Origin of the sequence: Dyadobacter sp. CY312 (assembly GCF_021390535.1) — a bacterium.
Classification (GTDB): Bacteria; Bacteroidota; Bacteroidia; order Cytophagales; family Spirosomataceae; genus Dyadobacter.
Map to the genome: position 1 here is coordinate 43,925 of NZ_JAJUXG010000006.1, position 22,414 is coordinate 66,338.

21 protein-coding genes are annotated in these 22,414 nt (G+C 41.4%); 11 read left to right on the forward strand and 10 right to left on the reverse strand.

Features of this window, described 5'->3' with window-relative positions:
- The first annotated feature begins 86 nt into the window (after positions 1-86).
- The 3 genes from LZG71_RS09290 to LZG71_RS09300 are packed head-to-tail and all read left to right on the forward strand — an operon-like array spanning position 87 to position 3,933.
- Positions 87-1,298, forward strand: a complete 1,212-nt coding sequence (locus LZG71_RS09290) for a glycosyltransferase family 4 protein (RefSeq protein ID WP_233819373.1) — start codon at positions 87-89, stop codon at positions 1,296-1,298.
- Between the two features lie 25 nt (positions 1,299-1,323).
- On the forward strand, positions 1,324-2,424 hold the full coding sequence (wecB, locus tag LZG71_RS09295; protein ID WP_233819375.1) for a non-hydrolyzing UDP-N-acetylglucosamine 2-epimerase: 1,101 nt from the start codon (positions 1,324-1,326) through the stop codon (positions 2,422-2,424).
- A gap of 9 nt (positions 2,425-2,433) precedes the next feature.
- Positions 2,434-3,933 (forward strand): lipopolysaccharide biosynthesis protein, encoded by a 1,500-nt coding sequence (locus LZG71_RS09300; protein WP_233819384.1) that lies wholly within the window; start codon positions 2,434-2,436, stop codon positions 3,931-3,933.
- A 9-nt stretch (positions 3,934-3,942) separates the two neighbouring features.
- Here LZG71_RS09300 and LZG71_RS09305 read toward each other — a convergent pair whose 3' ends face one another.
- From LZG71_RS09305 to LZG71_RS09315, 3 genes are all read right to left on the reverse strand, one after another.
- A complete protein-coding gene (locus tag LZG71_RS09305; RefSeq protein WP_233819402.1) occupies positions 3,943-4,824 on the reverse strand; it encodes an FkbM family methyltransferase in 882 nt (293 codons plus the stop codon).
- Positions 4,825-4,921: 97 nt separating this feature from the next.
- Positions 4,922-6,148, reverse strand: coding sequence for a LamG-like jellyroll fold domain-containing protein (locus tag LZG71_RS09310; protein WP_233819404.1), 1,227 nt, complete (start codon positions 6,146-6,148; stop codon positions 4,922-4,924).
- Between the two features lie 123 nt (positions 6,149-6,271).
- Positions 6,272-7,249 carry a hypothetical protein gene (locus LZG71_RS09315; protein WP_233819405.1) on the reverse strand — a complete coding sequence of 326 codons (978 nt, stop codon included), beginning with the start codon at positions 7,247-7,249 and terminating at the stop codon, positions 6,272-6,274.
- A gap of 336 nt (positions 7,250-7,585) precedes the next feature.
- On the opposite strand from LZG71_RS09315, the gene LZG71_RS09320 reads away from it, so the two are divergent.
- The 4 genes from LZG71_RS09320 (at position 7,586) to LZG71_RS09335 (ending at position 11,222) form a co-directional block, all read left to right on the forward strand.
- Positions 7,586-8,206, forward strand: a complete 621-nt coding sequence (locus tag LZG71_RS09320; protein WP_233819412.1) for a response regulator transcription factor — start codon at positions 7,586-7,588, stop codon at positions 8,204-8,206.
- Between the two features lie 90 nt (positions 8,207-8,296).
- Complete coding sequence (locus tag LZG71_RS09325) at positions 8,297-8,833, forward strand: TrmH family RNA methyltransferase (protein ID WP_233819416.1); 537 nt, start codon at positions 8,297-8,299, stop codon at positions 8,831-8,833.
- A 139-nt stretch (positions 8,834-8,972) separates the two neighbouring features.
- Complete coding sequence (locus tag LZG71_RS09330) at positions 8,973-9,401, forward strand: histone H1/H5 family protein, HCT subfamily (protein WP_233819424.1); 429 nt, start codon at positions 8,973-8,975, stop codon at positions 9,399-9,401.
- 126 nt (positions 9,402-9,527) lie between these two features.
- Positions 9,528-11,222 (forward strand): lamin tail domain-containing protein, encoded by a 1,695-nt coding sequence (locus LZG71_RS09335; protein ID WP_255712865.1) that lies wholly within the window; start codon positions 9,528-9,530, stop codon positions 11,220-11,222.
- On the opposite strand, the gene pgeF is transcribed toward LZG71_RS09335, so the two are convergent.
- Positions 11,219-11,962, reverse strand: a complete 744-nt coding sequence (gene pgeF / locus LZG71_RS09340; protein WP_233819444.1) for a peptidoglycan editing factor PgeF — start codon at positions 11,960-11,962, stop codon at positions 11,219-11,221. The genes LZG71_RS09335 and pgeF overlap by 4 nt on opposite strands.
- A 222-nt stretch (positions 11,963-12,184) precedes the next feature.
- Here pgeF and LZG71_RS09345 point away from each other — a divergent pair, with 222 nt between their 5' ends.
- Positions 12,185-13,168: a glycosyltransferase family 2 protein gene (locus LZG71_RS09345; RefSeq protein WP_310587752.1), complete on the forward strand. Its 984-nt coding sequence runs from the start codon at positions 12,185-12,187 to the stop codon at positions 13,166-13,168.
- A 52-nt stretch (positions 13,169-13,220) separates the two neighbouring features.
- Here the strand turns inward: LZG71_RS09345 and LZG71_RS09350 are convergent, their stop codons facing one another.
- Entirely contained in the window at positions 13,221-13,736 is a 516-nt protein-coding gene (locus LZG71_RS09350; protein WP_233819462.1) for a DinB family protein, read from the reverse strand.
- A gap of 197 nt (positions 13,737-13,933) precedes the next feature.
- Here LZG71_RS09350 and LZG71_RS09355 point away from each other — a divergent pair, with 197 nt between their 5' ends.
- On the forward strand, positions 13,934-15,166 hold the full coding sequence (locus LZG71_RS09355) for a metallophosphoesterase (protein WP_233819472.1): 1,233 nt from the start codon (positions 13,934-13,936) through the stop codon (positions 15,164-15,166).
- 42 nt (positions 15,167-15,208) lie between these two features.
- Here the strand turns inward: LZG71_RS09355 and LZG71_RS09360 are convergent, their stop codons facing one another.
- Complete coding sequence (locus LZG71_RS09360; RefSeq protein WP_233819474.1) at positions 15,209-15,418, reverse strand: hypothetical protein; 210 nt, start codon at positions 15,416-15,418, stop codon at positions 15,209-15,211.
- Positions 15,419-15,633: 215 nt separating this feature from the next.
- Here LZG71_RS09360 and LZG71_RS09365 point away from each other — a divergent pair, with 215 nt between their 5' ends.
- Both LZG71_RS09365 and LZG71_RS09370 read left to right on the forward strand, forming a co-directional pair.
- Positions 15,634-17,094: a gluconokinase gene (locus LZG71_RS09365; protein ID WP_233819476.1), complete on the forward strand. Its 1,461-nt coding sequence runs from the start codon at positions 15,634-15,636 to the stop codon at positions 17,092-17,094.
- Between the two features lie 158 nt (positions 17,095-17,252).
- Positions 17,253-17,447: a hypothetical protein gene (locus tag LZG71_RS09370; RefSeq protein ID WP_233819478.1), complete on the forward strand. Its 195-nt coding sequence runs from the start codon at positions 17,253-17,255 to the stop codon at positions 17,445-17,447.
- A 197-nt stretch (positions 17,448-17,644) separates the two neighbouring features.
- On the opposite strand, the gene LZG71_RS09375 is transcribed toward LZG71_RS09370, so the two are convergent.
- The 4 genes from LZG71_RS09375 to LZG71_RS09390 form a co-directional block, all read right to left on the reverse strand.
- Positions 17,645-19,252, reverse strand: coding sequence for a PepSY domain-containing protein (locus LZG71_RS09375; protein WP_233819480.1), 1,608 nt, complete (start codon positions 19,250-19,252; stop codon positions 17,645-17,647).
- Between the two features lie 2 nt (positions 19,253-19,254).
- The gene (locus tag LZG71_RS09380; RefSeq protein WP_233819482.1) at positions 19,255-19,536 is read right to left on the reverse strand and encodes a hypothetical protein; all 282 of its coding nucleotides are present in this window, start codon (positions 19,534-19,536) and stop codon (positions 19,255-19,257) included.
- On the reverse strand, positions 19,526-19,837 hold the full coding sequence (locus LZG71_RS09385) for a hypothetical protein (protein WP_233819484.1): 312 nt from the start codon (positions 19,835-19,837) through the stop codon (positions 19,526-19,528). The genes LZG71_RS09380 and LZG71_RS09385 overlap by 11 nt, the downstream gene beginning before the upstream one ends.
- Before the next feature lie 191 nt (positions 19,838-20,028).
- The gene (locus LZG71_RS09390) at positions 20,029-22,374 is read right to left on the reverse strand and encodes a TonB-dependent receptor (protein WP_233819486.1); all 2,346 of its coding nucleotides are present in this window, start codon (positions 22,372-22,374) and stop codon (positions 20,029-20,031) included.
- Positions 22,375-22,414 lie beyond the last annotated feature (40 nt).

The following is a 22,414-nucleotide window of genomic DNA, read 5'->3' on the forward strand; positions in this document are numbered from 1 at the left end:
GCGAAGATAGGGCAAAGATTGAAGCCGACCTTAAAATTACTTTGGTTTGTGTACTTTTGCAGCAAGTATCCAATTTGATCTGGCGCATGCGTGTTTGTTTTGTTATGGCGGGGCTGCCGCACTATTTTACCTTGATTCTGAACAAAATGGTTTCGGAATACGGAACCGATCTTATTCTGATCAAACCAAGTCAGAAAAGCAAAGCGGTAGGGTCTGGGGTAAAAGAAGGAGATTCGGCTATGAAATTCAGATTGGTGGAGCTGCCCGAATATACAACCTGGTATGGTAAACCGTTTTTTAAAGATCTGATCCCTACCTTAAAAGAAATCAATCCGGACATTATCGTGATGTCGGCATGGCCATATTTTTTGCAATTGGTGCTCAATCCCTTTTTCTATTCTAAACTCAAAAGTGTTGGCGGAAAGCTGATTTGCAGGGATATTCCTTTTAATATTTCTTATTGGGGGAAAAGCAAAGAATACTACTATTCAGGACAAAACATAACCGAGGATCTCGGCAACGACGATAAAAACTGGAAGGGCTATCTCTACTTTTTTATCATAACCTGCTTGCGCAAAATTTATTTGCCTCTTGCAGATGCGCATATCAACTATTTCGATGAAGCCAGGAATATTACAGGAAGCTATGGCGTGCCAAAAGACAAGATCTTTATAGCAGCCAACTCCCCTGATACAGACGAACTACTTGCTACTTACGAAGAGGTCTTGCAGCAACCCGAAATCCTGCCTCCTGGTCGCCAAAGAATCATTCATGTTGGTCGTCTGGTGAAGTGGAAAAGGGTGGATATGCTTATTCACTGCGTGAAAAATCTGGCATCTTCGCTGCCCGATATTGAATTGGTAGTAATCGGTTTTGGCCCGGAAGAGGAAGCTTTGAAAAAACTGGCTGTGGAATTGGGTGTTTCGGATCGGGTGCTGTTTGTAGGTGGTGTTTACGAATCGCTGACGCTGGGTCGTTACCTGCACGCATCGTCTGTTTATGTGTTAGGCGGAATGGGCGGTTTGTCTATCAATGATGCCATGTGTTTTGCCAAACCTGTTGTCTGTTCCGTTGCCGATGGTACCGAAAAACGATTGGTGAGAGAAGGTTACAATGGTTATTATTTCACCAATGGCGATCAGGGAAGTATGGATGCGGCTATTGGAAAGCTGCTTAACAATCCTGAAAAAATAAAGCAATTTGGAGCCAATTCGTTGGCGATAATTAAGAAAGAAGTTAATATTCACAGTGTTCTCCGGGAATATGATGTTGCATTTCAATATGTTATGAAACATTAATTTCTATGATATCCGCTATCTGAAAATGAAAATTTTAAGTATTGTAGGTGCTCGTCCTAATTTCATGAAAGTGGCTCCTTTGCACAGGGCGTTTTCTAAACATGCCGAAATTGAGTCCAAGATCATTCACACGGGGCAGCATTACGACGCGAAAATGTCGGATGTGTTTTTCAACCAGCTGGAACTTCCAAAACCTGACTACTTTTTAGGTGTAGGAGGGGGATCACATACACAGCAAACGGCCAGGATCATGATCGAGTTTGAGCAGGTGATGCTTGCCGAAACACCTGATGTGGTATTGGTGGTGGGAGATGTGAACTCTACCATAGCCTGTGCGATGGTAGCAGTGAAAGAACATGTTCCTGTTGTTCATGTTGAAGCCGGGCTCAGAAGCGGAGACCGCCGGATGCCTGAGGAAATTAACCGGATCATGACAGACGGGATCTCTGACGACCTTTTTGTTACGGAAAACGCAGGAATGGTAAACCTCAAAAAGGAAAGCATTCCCGACGACAAGGTCCATTTTGTTGGGAATGTGATGATCGATTCGCTGGTATATTACCGTGAAAAAGCATCGACGTTGAATTTGCTGGACGGACTTGGACTTGAATCGAAAAAATACGTGCTTGTGACGATGCACCGTCCAAGTAATGTGGATGTTGCCGAAGGCCTTAAAAATATTCTGGCTATAATAAAAGATACCGCTTCTCGTACGAAGGTTTTGTTCCCGGTTCATCCTCGAACACTCAAAAATATGGAAACGAACGGATTGCTGGAAGAGTTAAAAGCAATTCAGAATGTGACGCTGATGGAGCCGCAGGGGTATCTTGAGTTTCTCTATTTAATGGAGAATGCGCAACTTATCATTACCGATTCCGGTGGTATTCAGGAAGAAACAACTTACCTTAAAGTGCCTTGTATTACGTTCAGAGCCAGTACAGAACGTCCGGTTACGGTTGAGCTGGGCACCAACTATCTTTTAAGTGATCTCAATCCCGAATCAGTTCAGGAGCTAGTCATCGAGATTCTTTCAGGAAAATCAAAACAGGGACAAACACCTCCTCTATGGGACGGACATGCAGCTGAGCGGATCGCTGAGATTCTTCTGAAAAAATATGCTAAATAACATTTTATAGTGGGAATAGTTGTTCGTCAAAGTCTGAAGGCCGGGCTGGGTTCCTACATTGGAGTGGGGATTGGTGTTGTGAATCAAATGTTTGTGTCTACCAAATTCCTGTCTGTGGAGCAACTCGCTCTTTCCAGATTGTTGTTTGAGAACAGCCTGCTTTTTTCTGCATTTGCACATCTTGGAACTCCATTTATCGTAGATAAATTTTTTGCGCTTTTTCGTGATGATGAAGAACAGCATCGCGGAATTTTAGGTTTTTTGCTGTTCCTGCCATTTATTGGCGTTCTGCTTTTTACCGGACTGTATCTGTTTTTTACACCTGAAATTAAGGCGTATTTCGCGGATCAGTCGCCGATGATTCTCAAATACCATTTTTTAGTAATTCCGCTCACAGCATTCTGGATTTACATCACTGTGCTCGAAGCATATTGCCGGAATAATGCAAGAATTGCTGTACCGAGTTTTATACGGGAGGTTTACCTGAGGCTGGCCAACGTATTTCTCATACTTCTTTTTGGATTTGGATGGATTAGCTTTGACGTACTTTGGTATTTGCTGATTGCGACCTACGGTTTTGCTGTGGTATTGCTTTTTGCTTATATCAAACAACTAGGTAAACTATATCTGCGGATGCCCAGCCGGGGTTTTCTTACCAACGCTTTGCTGAAACAAATGCTGGCATACGGAGGTTTTACGATCCTGGGTGGAATTGGTGTGAATCTGGTTTTGTTTATCGACAAATCGATGCTGGCTGGTGAGCAGGGGCTTGTAAGCACAGGTATTTTTATCATTGCAGCAAGTATTGCATCCATTATTGAGATTCCACGCAAAGCCATCGCGCAGATCTCCATTCCGCTTCTGGCAAATGCACTGGTACGTAATGATCACGATCACATTCGTACCATGAATCAAAAATCAGCATTAAATCAGCTCATTGCAGGTGGATTCTTTTTCCTGCTGATCTGGGCAAGTATTGACGATATTTTTTATCTGATTCCAAAAGGAGAAACTTATGGACAGGGGAAATATGTGGTTCTGTTCCTGGCGATTGTGAAGGTATTTGACATTGCAACTGGTCTCAATTCTGAGATTATTATGTACTCCAAATATTTCAGGTGGGCTACGCTCTTCATCATCAGCACAGCTATTATGGGAGTAGGCTTCAATTTGTGGCTGATTCCGCTTTACGGATATACGGGAGCCGCCATAGCCACCGTGTTGACTACGCTTGTATATTCGGTAACAAGGATGACTTTCGTTTATTTGAAATTTGATGTCATGCCCTTTACCTATGGAAGTTTAAAAGTGCTGGTAATCCTGTCCGTGTTATACGGCCTCACTTTATTGGTGCCAGATTACACCCGCACGATCTTTTCGGCCATGGGTGCGCTCGCGATCCGTTCTGCTTTTATTGCTGTGTTTTTCACTCTGGCAATTATCAGGATGAACGTATCCGTGGAGATAAATGAACTCGTTGATGGCCTGCGGCAGCGTTTTGTGAAGTAATCGAAACACTTAGATCATCTGATCTCGCAATTTTACTTTTTTGCCTGTTTTTAGTCTCTGCTGAACAAATCCAGAATCTTTGATGTAGATGGTATTGTCAGGATTTGGTTTCTCAATCTGGCTTATTGTTCTTTGATAAGGATTGTAGTTATATGGTCTGAATCCAATTGCAAGCAATTTGTCGTGAATGTAGTTCTGACCAAACTCATACTGGTCTGACAATCCATTGGTTTCCATCATAATTACTTTTAACTCCGGTCGATTGAGTGTTTCTGTTGCACCGTTTATCACGTTGGCTTCAAATCCTTCAACATCAATTTTAAGGAAATTGGGGGTCCGGTTTTTCATCAGGTTATCCAGAGAATTGACCGGTACGTTCGTTACCGATCCTGAATAATTTCCATCGGTTATTACATGGTTAATCGCATCGAGCGCGTTGGAGAACACGAGCGTTTCCTCCTTATCACCAACTCCCATGTTAAAGAGCTCTGTGCGATCCTGCAAATTGTTATAAACAATGTTACGTTTCAGGTTTGCGAACGTGGATGGAATCGGTTCAAAGGATATCGACTTCGCTCCTGTTACACCTCCTGCCAAAACGGAATAAACGCCAACGTTGGCGCCTATGTCAACAAAAGTATCTTCCGGTCTGAGATAATGCATTAAAAACAGCATCTCCACGTGATCGTATAAACCGGTATAAATTTGCAGTTCGGCACTTGACATACCTTTCTCAACAACTAATGCGGTATCTGCTATAAATGGATAGATCATCGGGTGCTTATGAAGACGAATCATTACACCTCTTTTCAGGAATGAGAACAGTGCCTTAAATTTTCGGTCACTATTTAAAGGATGGTTGAGGACTGTATTGATTGTCTTTAACTTCATTAGAACAAAGGAATGAGTATTTGGTCCAAAATTATAACATTTAATCCAACAAGCTATAATTTGATTATCATGTACCCGAATGCACTTGTGGGACTTGCTAGCGAAAAATGTTTAATTCACCGGATTTTACCAAGTTATTTTGTGATTGGATCCTGAACGTGTATACGCCTGATGGTACCAATTCACCGTTATATTTGCCATCCCAGGCACTTGTATAATCTTTTGAATAAAATACAACTTCTCCCCATCTGTTATATACCCAAACGGATAACTCCTCGTAGCCATGCTTTCCTGTAATCTCCCAGGTATCATTCACAAAATCCTGATTAGGGGAGAATGCAGACGGGACATTCAAAATACCTTTTTCATCAGGGGGAGTTGTGCTGCAATTTTTAACTAGAATAGATTTTTTTGAAAAAGGTGGAGATATAGGAAAACATCCCGGAACTGAGCCAGTTACTTCAACCTCCAGTTCATAATCTTCCGTGCTTGCTGGCAGGTCATAAGAAAAATTTTCAGTTATAGTCGTTGGTATAAATACTCCATTGACCTTCCAGGTAAATACAGATCTGACACCTTTCATTCCAGCCGTAAGGTTTAGCGTGGTACCTGCGCATGGTGTATCGTTATCTGCCTTTAATGTCATTATTACAGGGTCTGTTGCCTGTCCTTTGTACAAAGCATCAATTTCAACGTTCGATAACACCCGATCATATATATGCAAGTCATCAATAACTGCATTGGTGGCTTGTCCATAATTGTTACGTGCCCCAATGATCGCCTTTACATTTCCGGTACCATAAAAAGCTGTTTCGCCATTAACCTTATCTGAACATACCACTTTGCCATCAATGAAAAAACTATAACTGTCTTCACTCTTAACAAGTACAAGGTGGTACCATTTATCAACATCCGGAAATGTCGATTGAGTGCAATTGATATTTTGTGCAACTCTTAAATATGATCCATGTGAAAATCCGGTATGCCTTTGAGTATAATTGTTTCCGAGCAAAATATGCTGATCACCATATTCGCTTCCAACAGAAAAAATGAACATTGGCTGTCCACTTGAAGGTAAAGATTTTGGTTTTACCCATACGGAGTCGCTAAATACATTCAGCTCCAGATCCTTTGGACTAATTTCAATGTAATCGTCAATTCCATCGAATTCATAAGCATTGTTCCCATAGCCAAAACGATCGGTGGTTAGTTTCGCACCATGTACAGTACCATGGTTGTCACTGTCACTCCAATCAAAGGCATGTTCATAAAAGGGGTAGCAGCCTATCAATCCATCGTTCAGATTAACTTGAGAATTTTGCACTTAGGCTTACAGGCCCAAGTAAAAGAAGGAGAAAGTATTTCATGAATAGAGGGTATCGTAATTATCGTACAAACCGATATCGTGAGCTTGTTAATGACTGTTGTAAAGTAAAACCAAATTTAGTTAAATACGGAAGAAATCTTTTGAGTATGTAACCTTCCAACTCCTTACGCCACCCATGTTATCCTTAAATCGCACCAATCCTGCTTTTTCTGAACCGTGATGGTCCAGCGAGGTGCCAAGGTCAAGTATCTCAATTTTCTCTTTCTGGCAATAGTTGTAAATACATTGTAATAAGAGGACTGATGGACTGAAAGCATTGTATTCTGGCAGGCTGTCGGTAAGGAAATTGTACAGCACTCTTTTGTTAACCCGAACAGTGACAGAAAGAGCGATCACTAGACCATTTTGTTTAACACTGAAAATGAGAATTTCTTTCGGGAATGTCGTAATAAGTTCCGTTAGCTGTGCCTCATCCAATGACATACCATAGCCTTTTTTTGATCGGCAAAATGAAAGAAACGCATAGGCTTTTTTAGCAGTAGTTTCTATATCCAATCCTGATGAGAAATTTTGATTCACACACTTTGCAAGCCGGCGTTTTTCCATATTGCGAATTACATCTGCAAAAGTTTTAGAGCTTACAGGAATGTAGTGGTTTATTAGTTTTTCTGCTATTGTAAAACCATAGAATAAATAGCTATCATTAACCAAATCCCCGGTAGTTTTAAGATAACAATTTGGGTAGTGTCGGATGGTTAGTCTTGTACCTCCTTGTTCGCGGATATATCGGGCAATACAATGGAGGAAGAAATTAATTTCATCCGGCATACAGCCCGGGAAGAATTGGATACTTCCAAAAGGAGCATGAGATGGTGAAAACCAGCTCTTTTCATCATTGCTGCATTGGAATAATGCTAGCGGACTACCCTTCTCTTTTTGACTATATAGGAAAAAAAATTTACCTTTTTGATCAGCCTGAGTTTGAACGTGTAATGGTGTCAGGTATAAATATATTTCCAAGTCTGAAACGATTTCAGGATCGTAAGATTCCGATATGGTTGTATAAAAATCAGAATTACTGCATTCATAATCAGGCATATAAAGGGCCTCGTTTAGCAAATTGATGTCTGTGGAACCGGTGACGAATTGTGTTTGAGTTTTTTCAATTACTAATCAGCTTCACATTGCTTTATAGAAACTAGGTGCTGAATTTATTAGATAGTTAAGTAATAAATACTAATTTTATGTTTTTTATGCTGAAATATACTGTCGATTGTTATTTTTGCGTTAACAGAGTTTGGATTAACGAAGGAAAGAGCAATGTTAAAAGTACATGCCGTACCTTTCTTTTAAGATTATTTCATATGAAGGTTAATCGTTTATTCTAACTTTGATCATTACCAATTTCTGTATTTATTTGCATCAAACCCATACATGAAACACATACTTATTGCCGAAGATCACGCCGTGGTAAGAATTGGGACTAAACACCTCCTCCAGTCACTGATTCCTGATTCCTCAATTACTGATGTTGAAGATTTTGATAAGTTGATTAAAGAATTAGAGGTAAAGCCTTATGATCTTTTAATTCTTGATATTAACATACCGGGCGGTAACAATACCAAAATGGTTGAGGCTATTCGCTCAAAGTCGCCTGGAACCAGAATTTTAATGTTTTCGAGTTACGACGAGCAGCTTTACGGTTTGTTATACCTACAGGCGGGAGCGGATGGATATTTATCCAAAGACGCACCGGAAGAAGAATTCCAGGCTGCTGTATTGAGTGTACTCAACAACAAAAAGTACATGAGCGAAGATATGCAGCAGATGAACATCAACAGGCTGATCAATCCTAAGGAGTTCTTGCCAGATCCTATTGTGAGCTTGTCTCCAAGAGAAACAGACGTAATGAACTTGCTTAAAGAAGGCTTGGGAACTGCAAAAATCGCGGAAAAACTAAATTTACAGCTTTCAACTGTTAGTACTTACAAGGCCCGCATTTTTGAAAAGCTGGGCGTTAAAAACATTGTTGAACTGATTACTAAAATTAAATAAGAGCACTTTTGCTCTTTGTGGAAATATAATGGATAACCCTGTAATTTTATGGGGTTATTTTTTTATACCCTAGGTTAATTGCCTTAAAGCATGAGAAAATTACTTGTTGAAGAAATGAATCGTTTGTCTGTGGATGAATTTAAGCAGTCAGACAAGTTTCCATACATCATTGTACTTGATAATATACGTAGCCTGAACAACATCGGGTCTTTTTTTCGGACGGCAGATGCGCTACGAGCCGAAAAGATTATCCTGGGAGGATACACGCAACAGCCGCCTCACCGTGAGATCACCAGAAGTGCGCTTGGTGCGGAATTATCGGTTGCATGGGAAAAGGCGCCGGTGGCGGCAGAGGCTGTTTTGGATCTTCAAAGTAAAGGTTATAAAGTTTTAGCAGTTGAGCAGGTCGAGGGAAGTACCTTGCTTCAGGAATTTAACTTTGAGCCAGGAGCACCTTATGCTTTTGTTTTTGGCAATGAGGTAGAAGGTGTATCGGATGAAGTGATGGCGGTAGTGGATGGATGTGTTGAAATTCCTCAATTCGGCACAAAGCATTCATTTAATGTATCAGTTTCTGCCGGGATTGTCCTGTGGGAATTTGTGCGAAAAAACTTAACAGAAAAATAATATGGAAAATTTGGATTTTAGCTTATAATAAGCTGTAATTGCGCGTTGAATAAATAGTACGTAATTTCCCCTTTGTAACCAGATATTTCAAGGTTATTTGCCTGGCGTTTATTCAATTACTGAACTTAAAAAAGAAATCATGAAATCCGCAACAAAAAAGTTGTCCTCTGAGATTGCTCAAACCATATCGGTGAAAATTGAGTCAGTCGTAGCAGGCTCGAAAGGCATCAAGAAATCGATTGAAAAAGCAGCAGCTAAACTGGCCAAAAAAGTAGCCAAGTTTGAAAAGGAAGCTTTGAAGGCGAAAGAAAAGGAAGCTAAAAAACTGGAAAAGAAATCAAAAGATAAAAAAGGTGGCAAAAAGGATAAAAAAAGTAAGAAATCTGAAAAAACTGCCAAATTAACTGCTTTGGTTGCTGCTGCTACCACTAAGGCACCGGTCCCTACTCCTGCAAAACCGTTAGCTCCGGCTAAACCAGTGGTTGCTAAGGCACCGGCAAAAGCTCCTGTCAAAACTGCGGTAAAACCTGCAGCAACGGCACCTGCCAAAGTGGAGGAGGGGAAGTAGTATCGCATTAGTTACCAGCAAGATAATTAAATCGGCTTCGGAAACGGAGTCGATTTTTTTATGTTTTTGGAAGTGTGTTACCACCAAATTGTATTTACGTATATGATGTGTAAATCAATTACGGTTATGATCAGGTGGCTTTTTTTAATCCTTCTTAGTTTTGTGTCTTCCTTACATGAAACTATCGCGCAAGAATACCATTCGGTTATAATAACTGAAATTATGGCGGATCCGACGCCGGCGAAAGGATTGCCCGATGTTGAATACATCGAACTTTATAATACCACAAACCGCACCATATCTTTAAAAGGATGGAAGTTGGCGATGGGAACGCGGTCGGTTGTTCTGCCCGATTCAGTAATTCTCCCCGGTTCGTATACTATTGTATGTCATCGAAATAGCATGGATCTCCTGGCTCCTTTGGGGAGTTTAATTGGTCTGAGTTCCTTCTCGCTGACCAATGAAGGAATGCTCCTTGCTCTGCAAAATAACCGCAACAAACTGATATATGCCATCTCTTATCAAAACAAATGGTGGCAGACCGATAAGAGGGATGGCGGTTATTCGCTTGAAATGGTGGATGTGACTTTACCTTGTCTTGAGAAAACCAACTGGCGTACTACAGCGAACGAAAGCGGCGGAACGCCAGGCAGGATTAATAGTTTCAGAGAAGCTGGAACGGATGTGATTCCGCCAGTTTTGGAGCGAGTTGATGTGTACGGGAATGCAGAGATCCAATTGGTTTTCGATAAAAAAATGGACAGCCTTAATGCAGTTTCAGCTGCGCTGATAGAATTGGCCGGGAGGAAGATTCTGAAAAGAGAGCTTACACTTCCGGATTTTCATACGTTAAAACTGATCCTTGATGCGCCGCTTTTGGGAGGACAGGAATATCGTTTGTCTGTTAGAAACATATCGGATTGTTCCGGAAACATATTGCGGGAAACCGAAAGAGCTCTGGCGTTGCCAGCCGTTGCAGATTCAGGCGATGTAGTCATTAATGAAATTCTTTTTAACCCATTTGAGGGTGGAGTGGATTTTGTGGAACTATACAACAGATCATCAAAACACATCAGCATCAAGGATTGGTCGCTGGGTAATGTAAAGACAGATGGTACCAGTTCCTTTTCCCTCATAACTGCGCTGAATGTGACTATGCCGCCGAATGGTTATCTGGCTTTAACGACGGATGTAGAAATTTTGCAAGAACAATATCCTTCTGATACCGAGCGTCAATTTTTTCAGATGAATACATTTCCATCATTTCCGAATACGGAGGGTGGAGCTGTTTTGAGAAATAATGGACAGCAGTTATTTGACAAAATGATTTATGACGAAAAGATGCATCACGCTTTGGTAACCGTCTTCAAAGGCATTTCATTGGAAAGAATGGATTCTGCTATGCCATCCGGAGAAACGTCGAATTGGCATTCTGCTTCGTCGACTGTGGGATATGCTACGCCAGGTTATAGTAATTCTCAAATCAAAAATGAATCGTCTAATCCTATATTTTACATTGAACCTGAGGCATTTTCTCCTGACGGAGATGGTGTGGATGATTTTGCAAACTTACATTATCAGCAGAATATGGCCGGTAATTTAGCCACCATCCGAATATTTAATGCAGGTGGACGTTCTGTTAAAAATCTTATTGTTAACCAGTTACTGGGAACAAGCGGAACCTTGCAATGGGATGGTACCGACGACCAGGGTGCGGTTGTCGGTACCGGATATTACTTTATCGTTATTGATACTTTTAGTATAAACGGGCAAAAGCAGCATTACAAGTGCAAAGTAGTAGTGGCCAACCGGCGGAATTAAGTTGCGGAGAAGCCAATGGTTGCCAACATTCGTCCGGTCAAACCTTTTTCAAAACGGTACGAAAAGTAATCTTCATTATTGAGCACTGTGGAATATGCTGATAACTCTATGTTTTCGGTCCGCAGCCCCACTTTCACCAATTGATCTTTATTCGCTTTTTTTAGATCAACAAAAAATTTCTGTTTATCGTCGTCCCATCTTTTGTGTGCAGACTCGAAGTTTGCTGCCACTTCTTCACCAACTTCAAATGAGCATTCGTCTATACATGTACCTATGTATGCAACACAATTCGCGGGAACGGAGCCAAATGTTTCCTGCATTTTAAGAATGGTTTTGTAAACAATTTGCTGCGCAGTTCCACGCCATCCTGCATGAATGGCTGCAACGGCTCTGGTAACCGGGTCGTATACGAGAACAGGGGTGCAATCTGCAACGGTAACCGCCAGCTGAATATTTGGTATACTGGTAATCAGTGCATCATATCCTTCAAATCGGCCAGGTTTTACAACGTTCAGGATCTCTGTTCCGTGAACCTGATGCGATTTGGCAACATTTTCAAAGGGAATATCCAATGCCGCGAAGAAACGGTGATTGTTTTCAATGACTTTATCCGGTTCATCGGCGGTGGATCCTCCCAGGTTCAATGCGTGATAAGGAGCTTCACTCACACCGCCATGTCTGGTACTTTCTGCTGCTGTAACGCTTCCGAAATCAGCAAATATGTGCGGACTGCGAAACATAGGTTTGGTTATATCTAACAAAATAGTGCTGTTAATTGTCGGTTAATAAAACATCAAAGTTAAGATTATAAAGGATTGGTTGAATCAGAAACAATTAAAGTAACTTTGCATGTTAGTATCCCGAGAGAGTATTTGTTGAATAAACTCTTTGGATAACAGTAGTGGCTGCTGCATTGTAGGTTTACAATGGTCGCAGTTTGTTTTATGAAATATGCGTTTATGATGAAAGTGAGTGTCTGCGTTGTTACCTATAATCATGAAAAATTCGTACCCAAAATGTTGGATTCACTGCTGATGCAGGAAACAACATTTCCTTACGAAATCATTGTAGGTGACGATTGTTCGAAGGACAATACAGTAAGTATATTAAAGGAATATCAAAGCAGGTTTCCTGATAAAATCCGGTTGTTGCTGCAATCTAAAAACCTTGGATTAAACGGGAAATACAATGCGCTGAATACGTTCGCAAATGCAAAAGGCGAATACATTGCACAGTTTGACGGGGACGATTATCTGACATCGCCGCACAAGCTGCAAAAGCAGGTTGAAATGCTGGATGCAAATCCGCATTATTCAGCAAGCTACCACAATGCAATGGCCATTTATGACGATAATTCGGCTCCGTCACATCTGGTGAATATGTTAAAAAAGCCGGAAGTTACGGTAGATGATCTGATTGGAGAGGATGAGTTGTGCTTTATTGCTACGTCTAGTCTGATGTTCCGTCGTGCCGATTTTGAGAAAAATCCTGATCCTGAATGGACCAATTTGTCGACCAGTGGAGATATTCCAAGAAATATTATGTTGGCAAGTCGTGGTCCTATTGGTTATATAGATGAGGTGATGTCGGTGTATAGAAAAAATCGTGGAGGCGCCAGTTTTGCTGATAACCATTACAGCTCCGATTTCCTCTTCAACAGGATTCAACTCTATTCAAACATCAATAAAGAGTTTAATTATAGATACGATGCGAAGCTGAAAAAAAATATCGCAACTTATTATTACAAGCTGCTTTTTTCAAAACAATACCGTGATAGCTACTGGCCCAGAGCGAAGTTTGCCTTGAAATATTTGTCTTTGGCAGATCCTTCGGAGGAGAAACGCAAGGAGATAATCAGAGATTTTATTGTGCCGTCCTTTGCGATGAAGATATATAGTTTTTTCGCATTGTCGCTTTACAACTTAAAACCCAAGGCAAAGTCGTAGTTATTTCTTGCTGTAATAAAAATGCCCTCCGTTGAAGAGGGCATTTTTATTATCAGAACAATTTTTCCTGCGGAGGTTTTACACCTTTAAGTCTGATATAAACCGTCGTTTGTCCACGGTGGTGAGTCTGGTGTTCAAATGATTTTTCGAATGCTGTATCAGCTTTCATATCCATTCCAAATAGCTTGATGTCTTTTTTGAAATCAGCATCTGTCATGTCTTTAATCGCTGCAATTGTAAAGTCGTAGCTATCCATGACCACCTTTGTAACCGCTGCTTTTGATTGATCAGCCATTTTTTCAGCTGAGCCTTCCAACGGACTTTTTTTGCCTGAGGCAGAAGCAGCAAAAGCAAAATTGGCATCGGCTAAGTGATCCATTTGTTCTGCAAAAGAACGCATTTCAGGAGTGGGTTTTAAAGCATAACCGTCTTCTGGCATGGTATCCAGATATTCGCGGGTATAGATTTTTGCACGCTCCCATTCAGCAATTTGTTTTTCTTTTGACGCTTGCGCAAACACAGTCTGTGCGGTGAGCCATAACAGACAGATTAGTGAAATTTTTTTCATTTGGATAGTTGTTTGGTGGTTGACAATCTGATTATGGACGAAAGGTAGGAGGAAGTATTTTTATTACCTATAACGGGAGTATTTAATTAGTTTAAGGTTCTGATTGCCTTTTAGCTGTTCTGAAAATCTGAATAATAGAATAAAGGAGGCAGTATTGCGGGAATAAATTTTTTTCTTGTTACAAAAAAGTTAATTAAATGACTGATAAGCAGGATTCTGCCGATAAGCGAAGTGAGAAATATCTTGACCTGGGGCATAGTGAGGCCGAGAACCATGCCAAAACTCAGCTTGAACTTTACGAAGAACATGTTAAAAATACCTCGGAGGTAACCAATGTTATTTCCGAATTTTTTAAAACAAATCTTTTAGGTTTCGCGTGGCATTATCTTAAAAGCCGGTTCGGGCCACGGCATGCCTATCAGGCTTATCCCCGCAACGGCGAAAGCGGGGTGTATCGGCTGCAATCTTCCGTTCCGTCGCGTGCGGGAATTTCCATAGCTTTACTTTCTGATTGGGCAAGTGACACCGCAGAATCGGATGCTGTGGCACATTTGGTGGCAAAATATGCGCCGGACTATTCCATTCATCTGGGAGACATTTACTTTGTAGGCACGCCAAAAGAAATTGAGGAGAACTTTACCGCGCCTTATGCTTCGTGGTATTACGGTGAGTCGGGGAGCCTGGCTTTGTCCGGAAATCATGAAATGTACTCGAACGGTGATGCATTTTTCCAGCACCTGCTACCTGCAATGTATGTGAAGGACGGAGAAATGAGAAAGACGCAGCAGGCTGGCTTTTTTTGTCTTGAAAATGATTATTGGAGAATAATCGGACTAGATACGGGTTATACCTCGGTTGGTCGCCCGTTTTTGGAAATCTTGTCACCTCCCGACTGCCATCTTAAAAAGGAACAAGTGGATTGGCTGCGTGATGTAGTTCGTCTTGGCGATCCTGATGATAAACGTGGACTCGTCTTTTTGAGTCATCATCCGTATGTATCTGCGTTCAGGGAGCAGTATGCCAAACCAGGAGAACAGATTCAAGAATTATTGGGAAATTCTGAAAGAGAAATCATATGGTTTTGGGGACACGATCACCGTCTGGTTGTATATAACAAAGCTCAAAATGGAAATGGTCCCGTAGCTTATGGGCGTTGCCTTGGGCATGGAGGATTACCGGTTGAGATCAAAATGCCACATTCCGAGGAGGAAATACGAAAAATAATGTTCTACGACCGGCGTGTCAGGAAAGTTGTGAAACGTCATCAGTTGGGATACAATGGATTTGTAAAACTTAATGTTGACGGTGCAAAACTGACTGCCGAATATCGGGATATGGAAGATACCTGCGTAATAGAGGAACAATGGCAGGTAAACATGGCAAATGGCCAGTTCAGCTGGAATATTGTCAGCGGGCTTGCTGATTCCTGATGAACTGGCCAGTTATTATATCGTTACACACGTGTGCGACGCTTAGTGATGAGCGCCGTGCGCGTTAGTTTCGCTGTAAAGAGCTGCAAAGGTTACGATCAGACCAATTGTTCCAAGTATGAATACGAAAAGATCAGCAAAAACAGCAAGTATCAAAAACAATACTATAAATGCTATGATGTAAGTTGCACTTGAAAGCCTCTTTGGCGTTTCCTCTGAGTGACTGTGCGCTGTATGAGTTGTATCGGACATGATTCCTTGTAAAGTTTGACCCGTAAAATGATAATGCTGCGAAAATAATAAATAACAGGCAGTTTATTGTAGGATGTGTAATAAATTGTGATTCTGTCTGGTTGATTTCAGCTTTTTGATAGCTGGATGTTAATCAATCATTACATTTGTTTTGGTCAATAATCTGAATAGTCCTGTCAGTTAAATGTGGGACGCTATTCACTAAAATAGTAAAAATGCCCTATATCATTGGTTGTGACATTGGTACAACAAACGTAAAGTCAGTTGCTTTTGATTCTGTATCCGGAAAAATACTTGCGATGCATAGTGAAACCTATGACATGGTGCATCCCAAGCCCGAATGGAGTGAACAAAATCCAGAGGAGATTTTTCAGGCAGCTTGTAGAACATTGCAGGTTGTAACCAAAGCCAGTGAGAAAGGTGGTGAATTGCTCGGTGTTAGTTTTAGTGCTGCGATGCATGGCGTGCTGGCACTGGATGAAAGTGGAAAACACTTAACCGGGCTAATTATCTGGGCGGACAACAGAAGTTCTGAGATTGCTTTCAAGCTGAAAGCATCAAGAATTGGCAAGAAAATATACCAAAATAACGGAACTCCCATCCACGCCATGACGCCCGTTTGCAAATTGCTGTGGTTGAAGGAGAACGAGCCGGAAATCTATAAAAATGCCTATCGGTTTGTAGGGATTAAAGAATATGTGATTTATCGCCTCACTGGTAAATTTTTAGTCGATTATTCCATTGCATCTGCAACCGGCATGTTCAATATCCGGGAATTGAAATGGGATGAATACACGCTAAAAAAGTTAGGCCTGAAAACTTCAAAGTTATCTGAGGCTGTCTCGCCTTACTATATTGAAAAACTGCCTGCGAATAATCTGGCTGAGTTACCGGAGGGGACTTCGTTAATTATGGGTGCAAGTGATGGTTGCCTTGCCAATCTGGGCAGTGGTGCAATCAGAACGGGTTCTATGGCTGTTACAATTGGTACGAGTGCGGCAGTGCGTATTTGTTCGGACAAGCCGTATACCGATTCATTGATGCAGACTTTCTGTTACATTCTGGACGAAAACACCTATATCGTCGGCGGACCTTCCAACAATGGCGCGGTGATTTTTGAATGGTTAATGAACACTTTTTTTTCGAACGAGGAATTCGATGCTGTCTTTGAACAGGCTTCGGCGATCAGGCCGGGCTCAAACGGACTGCTTTTTTATCCCTATCTGCTTGGAGAAAGAGCACCTTTGTGGAGTTCCGAAGTGCGTGGCGGATTCTCCGGACTGGATATTCAGCATACCAAACCACATTTTGCCAGAGCTGTGATGGAGGGTATCTTGCTCAATTTGAAGGCGATTGGGAAAGTTTTACTGGAGATGCAGGATATCGATACGATTTATGCCAATGGGGGCTTTGCAAGAAGTCCGGTTTGGGTTCAGATGCTGGCTGATATTTTTGGTAAAAAAGTGGTTCTGAACGAAACGGTCGAAACAGGTGCAGCCGGCGCTGCCATGATGGGTTTGAAAGCAGTTGGACTATACGAATCGTATTCCGAAATGGAAGCATTTACGCTGGTAGGGCAAGAATTCAATCCCGTTGATTCCGCTCATAAGTCGTATGAGGTATTAAGTGAAAAGTTTATCAAGGGTTCTAAACTGATGCTTTCGCATGCGGTGTAGAGATTGGAAGGTTTGTTTACTTATTGAAAGTAAAAAATATGGAAATGAGAAGAGCAGAAGTTTTCTCTGCTTTTAAAGACCTTTATCCATATTGACAATATGAAACAAACGTTAACTTTGATAAGCAGATTTCATTTTTAACCGAAGACCAAACTGCCATGGGAATTATAGAAACCATAAAGTTGATTACCAGAGAAGAGGCTTTGGAAGAAGGGATAGAGAAAGGAAGGGAAGAAGGAAAGATAGTTTTTGTAAAAAATCTTCTTAAAAATACAGACTTTGATATTGTCAAAATCGCCAACCTTGCTGATGTAAGTGAGGATTTTGTTTTGAAAATCCAGGGCGAAATCTAAGAATTTCACACTAAGTTGATAAACGAAAAGAGCAAAGATCGCAAAGTTTCTCAGCGATCTTTGCTCTTCTTTTTTTGCTTTGTGTGAAAGAGGGTAGTTTTAAATATTTCACGCAAAGAGGGTAAGTAAGGGCAAAGTGCGCAAATTGACCTTCGCGGTCTTTACTCTTCTTTTTTACTTTGCGTGAAAGAGACAACTCAGGAATTAACTCCCACTTCCTTTTTGTTCTTCTCAGCCCGATCAGATATACTTTTACCGTGATCTTTTGTTCTTATAACAAATACAAGCCCCAGCGACAAAGTCCCAGTAATCAACCAAAACAAATCGGTTCCTGCAACAAAGTAATTTCCATTTGCCATAGAGTTCCATATCCAGTCTTCTGTTATAATGCCGTTAGCAACAGGTACAGTGAGAGAGAATATGGCGGTTAAAAACAGGTACAGTCTGGTTTCATTTGCCTCATTTTTCATAAACAATCCGACAGCTGTCAGCAGAAACCAGGAGAGGAAGAATATAGATCTGACATAAAAAACATGTTGATTCGTATCTGCGACGAGCAGTTCGGCACTGAACAAAATAGCAACTGCCGGGAAAAGTGCGAAGCAAATAGCAAGATAAAACATCGTAACGCGGTGATGAAAACGCTTTTGTTTGTCGGTGTAGTTTTTCTTGTTTCTTGCTTCTTTCCATAAAAGGACACCACTGATAATGACAAAACAGGCAAACAAAGCCATGACAAAATAGATAATTTTTAAAGCCAATCCACCGAAAGTTGCAAAATGCAAGCGGGCTATACCGGGGAGAACCGATTGTGCATAACTTCTCTTTCCTGGAAGATTATCAGAGATGATTTTGCCGTCACGCAGCGTGATTGCAACAGATCCGTCGCCGGCAAAAGTTTTATTGTTTTGTACCGATGCAGTGAAAATTCCGTCTTCACGATCAAAGTTTTTAATCTGCAGATAATTCAGCTTTAGCTCAGGATGGTCACTTTGGACCTGATTGAGAAGGGTAGTCAGTTTTAAATTTTCAGTGGTTACTGGCGAATTTTCCTGCGTTTCCAACATTCGCTCTGCTAATATTACTTTGAACGCTTTTTCCTGATCTCCATCAAAGAAAACCATTACAACAGGTGCCAAAACCAGAAACGAAAGCATGTAATAAGCACCGGTAATGGCATACATAAACTGAAATGGCAGTCCAAGTAATCCGAAAACGGTGTGAGAATTAGTCCAGATTTGCTTGTAGCCGCCTTTAAGTGAAAAACCATTGAATTTGGTAAGCATATTTTTCCAATGGATCATCACGCCCGTTACCACCGCAAAGGCAAAAAACAGGGCTACAAAACCTGATAAATATCTGCCAATGACTGGTATCTGGTCAAAGAAATGAAGACGGTAAAGTGTTTCTCCGATGGTGGTATTTTCTTCTTCTGAAAATGTTGCGCTGATGGGCGAGTAGCTGGTATAATAATGTTCTTCCGGTTTACCTTTTGGTACAATCAAATGGCCGTAGATATTCATAATGGGCCGTTCTTCGGTTGGCATTATCACAGTTATGTCATCCGAAAGATTAAACCGCGGTTTTTGTTCTTTTAGCTTGTGCAACACTGCATCGTAGTCAATTGCTGCGCGATGCTGCTGTCTTGCTTTCGGGTTTTCCCACTGATAAAACTCTGATTTGAAAAGCGTAAACGCACCAGCAAAGAATATCACATACAAGGCAAAACTGATCACAATTCCGGACACCGTATGCGTGTGAAAGGTGATGTTGTACAGTCGGTTGGAAAGTCCTTTTAACTTCATGGCTATCTGAATAAATAAATGATTCCTGCAAATGCACTGGTACTGAACAAGTAAATACCCCAGATTACCCATCCGTTGCGAGCCAGGAAGGCAATTACCATGAAGGCAACCCAAAGGATAAATACGGAAAATGCTCCGGTCAGGATTACCTCGGTACGGTAGGGAATCAGGACTCCAATGACCATTTGAAAACTTACAGCCAGAAAATATCCGCCAATAAGTCCTGCTGTAATTTTGAGTGCTCGTTGGCCTTTTGTGGTTAAATATTCTTTTTTAGCGGGCATAAGAAATGAGTTCAATCAGTAAAAAGAGGTGAATAATTGCGGCCATTCCATAAAAATATTTTCGACCCAAAGTAGAGAAAAGCTGGGTCAGACACATGGCCAGAGAAAAAGCTACAAGAGACAGGAGCAGTCCGCCGGCCCAACCATCGGAGTGAACATAAATTCCGGTTCCTATGACAAGAAAAACGGTTCCTAAACTTTTAACCGTTGGAATGTTTGGCCGGAAAAGAAAGGCTGGGAAATACTTGGATCGGGTGTAGAATAGATACGTGCCGATCAAAATGAAATAACATGCAAGCATAGGTTACGGTTCGAATGGTGGTGAGTGATTTTGCCAATCCTTAGGTGAAGTGATTCAGGTATTTTTTTCTGAAGCGATTCCATTTTTTTCTTGTCCCCTTGGAACATATAACCTGGTCAGTGTGAAGTATAATTTTGTTCTAAAAAAAATGTCACCCTTCATACCAACCAGATTCCAATCATTGCTTTGTCCTAAAACTTGAATGAAAGCGATGTTGCGACATTTCTAGGATTGAGAGGATTGTCATTTAGTCCCCACATCTTCGCATTGGAGAGATTGTTTACTTTCAGTGCGAGCCTCCATTTTGGTTTATCATAAAAAATGGTAGCATCCAGAAGCGTGTAGGCTGGTATTGTAAGTGAACCGTATTGGTTATCTGAATAAGCTTCACTTACATAGTTTCCACCAAAACCCACACCAACACCACGTAGTGCTCCTGCCGGTGCCTTATAGCTCAACCAGAAATTGACAAAGTTATTCGGCAAACCCGTGGTTGTACCCTCTTGTCCTTCGTTTGCGATGAGGTATTTGTAGTCGTTCATCCCAAACCCTGCAATGATCGACAAGCCTGGGAAAGGGTTAGCAATGATATCTGCTTCTATTCCTTTGCTGCGCTGCTTGCCATCCTGTCTTGAAAAACCACTGGCATCTTGTCTGATCGCATTGGTCAGGTCAATGTTGTAATAGCTTACGGTAGCACTCAGTTTGTGATTGAAAACATCCAGCTTCACACCCGTTTCCCACTGGTATCCGTTGGCAGGTTTCAAAACAGATATACTTCCATCTGGTTGCCGGGCAGATCCATTGTTCTGGAAACCGTTCATATAATTCGCAAATATGCTCACCTGATCTTTTATGGGCTGATAGACTAATCCGAATTTTGGGGACAATGCCGTTTGTCCATAACCGCCCGTGTAGTCCGAGAACATTACAGCTGCTCCCTTGTACTCGTAGCGGTCAACTCTAAGGCTCAGCATGGCAAGTAGGCGGTCGGTGATATTCAATACGTTGGATGCATATGCGCTGTATGTTTCGGTTTTGGAAGATTGCCGTGCATGAATCAGGTTAGAGCGTATTGCACGGATTTTATCCAGCGACACAGGACTGTATAATCTGTTGATATTGATGACGTCGTAAGGCGACTGCGAAGCAAAGGAGGCATTTACATATCCTGTACTGATGTTTTTGGTATGGTAATAATCGAGCCCTACGACGAGTCGGTTACGCATTCCGGCGATTTTAAATTCACCGTTAAAATTTTGCTGAAACTGCAAATCCGTAGTCCCACCAGCTGCGGTTTCCACGTTTCGTGCTATGGTTGAATCACTTTTCCAGCTCGCCCATAATGCCACAAATTCATCGTCGTGACCGGCTGCATAGGAAAACAATGTATTGGAAGTCCAGTTTCCGGGAAGTTTATAGGTAGCTTGTGCATAAAAAAGATCACTTCCACCAGAATTAACAGGATCGTCAGAGTTGATCGACTGGTTGTAACGAACGGGCAGTTTTGATATGTTTTTGACTGATACTCCCGAAAAATCATAAATGGGTAATAAGGTCATTTTAGACCTTAGAATTTCAGCTTCAAAATTCAGAGTAAGTCTGTCGTCTACTTTGTAAGAAAGTGACGGAGCAAATACAAAACGTTTCTGAAAACCCCAGTCCATGAAACTGCCTTCTGAATGAACAGCCGTATTTACTCTCAGCAGTAATGACTTATCTGCATTGAGGGGCGTGTTTACATCTGCCGATAGCCGAACGAGATTGTAACTTCCGGTGGTGAAGGTTACGTTGCCCTGAAATGTTTCCAAAGGTTTTTTAGTAACCAGGTTGGTAAGCCCTCCGAATGAAATAAGACTTGAACCAAACAGCGTTCCGGACGGACCTTTGATTGCCTCAGTTCGTTCTACAGTAACGGGATCTATACCGTTGAATTGCTGAGACGAAAGTCCGTTACGCATCCTTGCGCCTGTCCAGAAACCACGGATGATGGAATACGTAAAGCCATTGCTGTAACCGCCGTGAGCTACTGCCGCTCCCGGTACATTTCGGAGCGCCTGCTTGTAGTCGGTTACCAGCTGCTCTTCCATTAAATTTTTTGAAATAACACTATATACCTGCGGATTTTCAAGGTTTTTAAGTGGTAAACGGGAAACATAAGGACTTTCCTTTTGGGCAAACTTGTTTATGTTTCCTTTAATAGTTACCTCACGAAGTGTTTTTGCATCTTCTTTCAGGCTGATGTCCGCAATAGTTGTCGTTGCATCTTCTTTTGCTTCAATATCGTATTCGATAGACTCAAAACCCACAATGCTAATGATGAGCGTATGGTTGCCTGCAGGAACATTACGCAACTGGTAATTGCCGTTTTCGTCAGTTACGGTTCCTGTTTTGCTGTTTTTGACTTGAACAGTTACAAATGAACCGGGTTTCCCGTCACTGGTTTGAATATGTCCTTTGATATGTGATTTACCTGTCTGTTGAGCATAAGCAAGCGTTGTTGCTATCAGGCATAGCACTGTAAAAATGTATTTCATGAAAATTGAAGTAAAGAGTATGCAACAAATAAAGGGGAGG

What these genes read in the sequence shown, in the direction of transcription:
- wecB (WP_233819375.1), top strand. Translation starts at nt 1,324, where the DNA reads ATGAAAATTTTAAGTATTGTAGGTGCTCGTCCTAATTTCATGAAAGTG.
- LZG71_RS09355 (WP_233819472.1), top strand. Translation starts at nt 13,934, where the DNA reads ATGACTGATAAGCAGGATTCTGCCGATAAGCGAAGTGAGAAATATCTT.
- LZG71_RS09380 (WP_233819482.1), bottom strand. Translation starts at nt 19,536, where the DNA reads ATGCCCGCTAAAAAAGAATATTTAACCACAAAAGGCCAACGAGCACTC.
- LZG71_RS09370 (WP_233819478.1), top strand. Translation starts at nt 17,253, where the DNA reads ATGGGAATTATAGAAACCATAAAGTTGATTACCAGAGAAGAGGCTTTG.
- LZG71_RS09350 (WP_233819462.1), bottom strand. Translation starts at nt 13,736, where the DNA reads ATGAAAAAAATTTCACTAATCTGTCTGTTATGGCTCACCGCACAGACT.
- LZG71_RS09330 (WP_233819424.1), top strand. Translation starts at nt 8,973, where the DNA reads ATGAAATCCGCAACAAAAAAGTTGTCCTCTGAGATTGCTCAAACCATA.
- LZG71_RS09305 (WP_233819402.1), bottom strand. Translation starts at nt 4,824, where the DNA reads ATGAAGTTAAAGACAATCAATACAGTCCTCAACCATCCTTTAAATAGT.
- LZG71_RS09290 (WP_233819373.1), top strand. Translation starts at nt 87, where the DNA reads ATGCGTGTTTGTTTTGTTATGGCGGGGCTGCCGCACTATTTTACCTTG.
- LZG71_RS09385 (WP_233819484.1), bottom strand. Translation starts at nt 19,837, where the DNA reads ATGCTTGCATGTTATTTCATTTTGATCGGCACGTATCTATTCTACACC.
- LZG71_RS09390 (WP_233819486.1), bottom strand. Translation starts at nt 22,374, where the DNA reads ATGAAATACATTTTTACAGTGCTATGCCTGATAGCAACAACGCTTGCT.
- LZG71_RS09325 (WP_233819416.1), top strand. Translation starts at nt 8,297, where the DNA reads ATGAGAAAATTACTTGTTGAAGAAATGAATCGTTTGTCTGTGGATGAA.
- LZG71_RS09345 (WP_310587752.1), top strand. Translation starts at nt 12,185, where the DNA reads ATGAAAGTGAGTGTCTGCGTTGTTACCTATAATCATGAAAAATTCGTA.
- LZG71_RS09315 (WP_233819405.1), bottom strand. Translation starts at nt 7,249, where the DNA reads ATGCCTGATTATGAATGCAGTAATTCTGATTTTTATACAACCATATCG.
- LZG71_RS09335 (WP_255712865.1), top strand. Translation starts at nt 9,528, where the DNA reads ATGATCAGGTGGCTTTTTTTAATCCTTCTTAGTTTTGTGTCTTCCTTA.
- LZG71_RS09360 (WP_233819474.1), bottom strand. Translation starts at nt 15,418, where the DNA reads ATGTCCGATACAACTCATACAGCGCACAGTCACTCAGAGGAAACGCCA.
- pgeF (WP_233819444.1), bottom strand. Translation starts at nt 11,962, where the DNA reads ATGTTTCGCAGTCCGCACATATTTGCTGATTTCGGAAGCGTTACAGCA.
- LZG71_RS09365 (WP_233819476.1), top strand. Translation starts at nt 15,634, where the DNA reads ATGCCCTATATCATTGGTTGTGACATTGGTACAACAAACGTAAAGTCA.
- LZG71_RS09320 (WP_233819412.1), top strand. Translation starts at nt 7,586, where the DNA reads ATGAAACACATACTTATTGCCGAAGATCACGCCGTGGTAAGAATTGGG.
- LZG71_RS09375 (WP_233819480.1), bottom strand. Translation starts at nt 19,252, where the DNA reads ATGAAGTTAAAAGGACTTTCCAACCGACTGTACAACATCACCTTTCAC.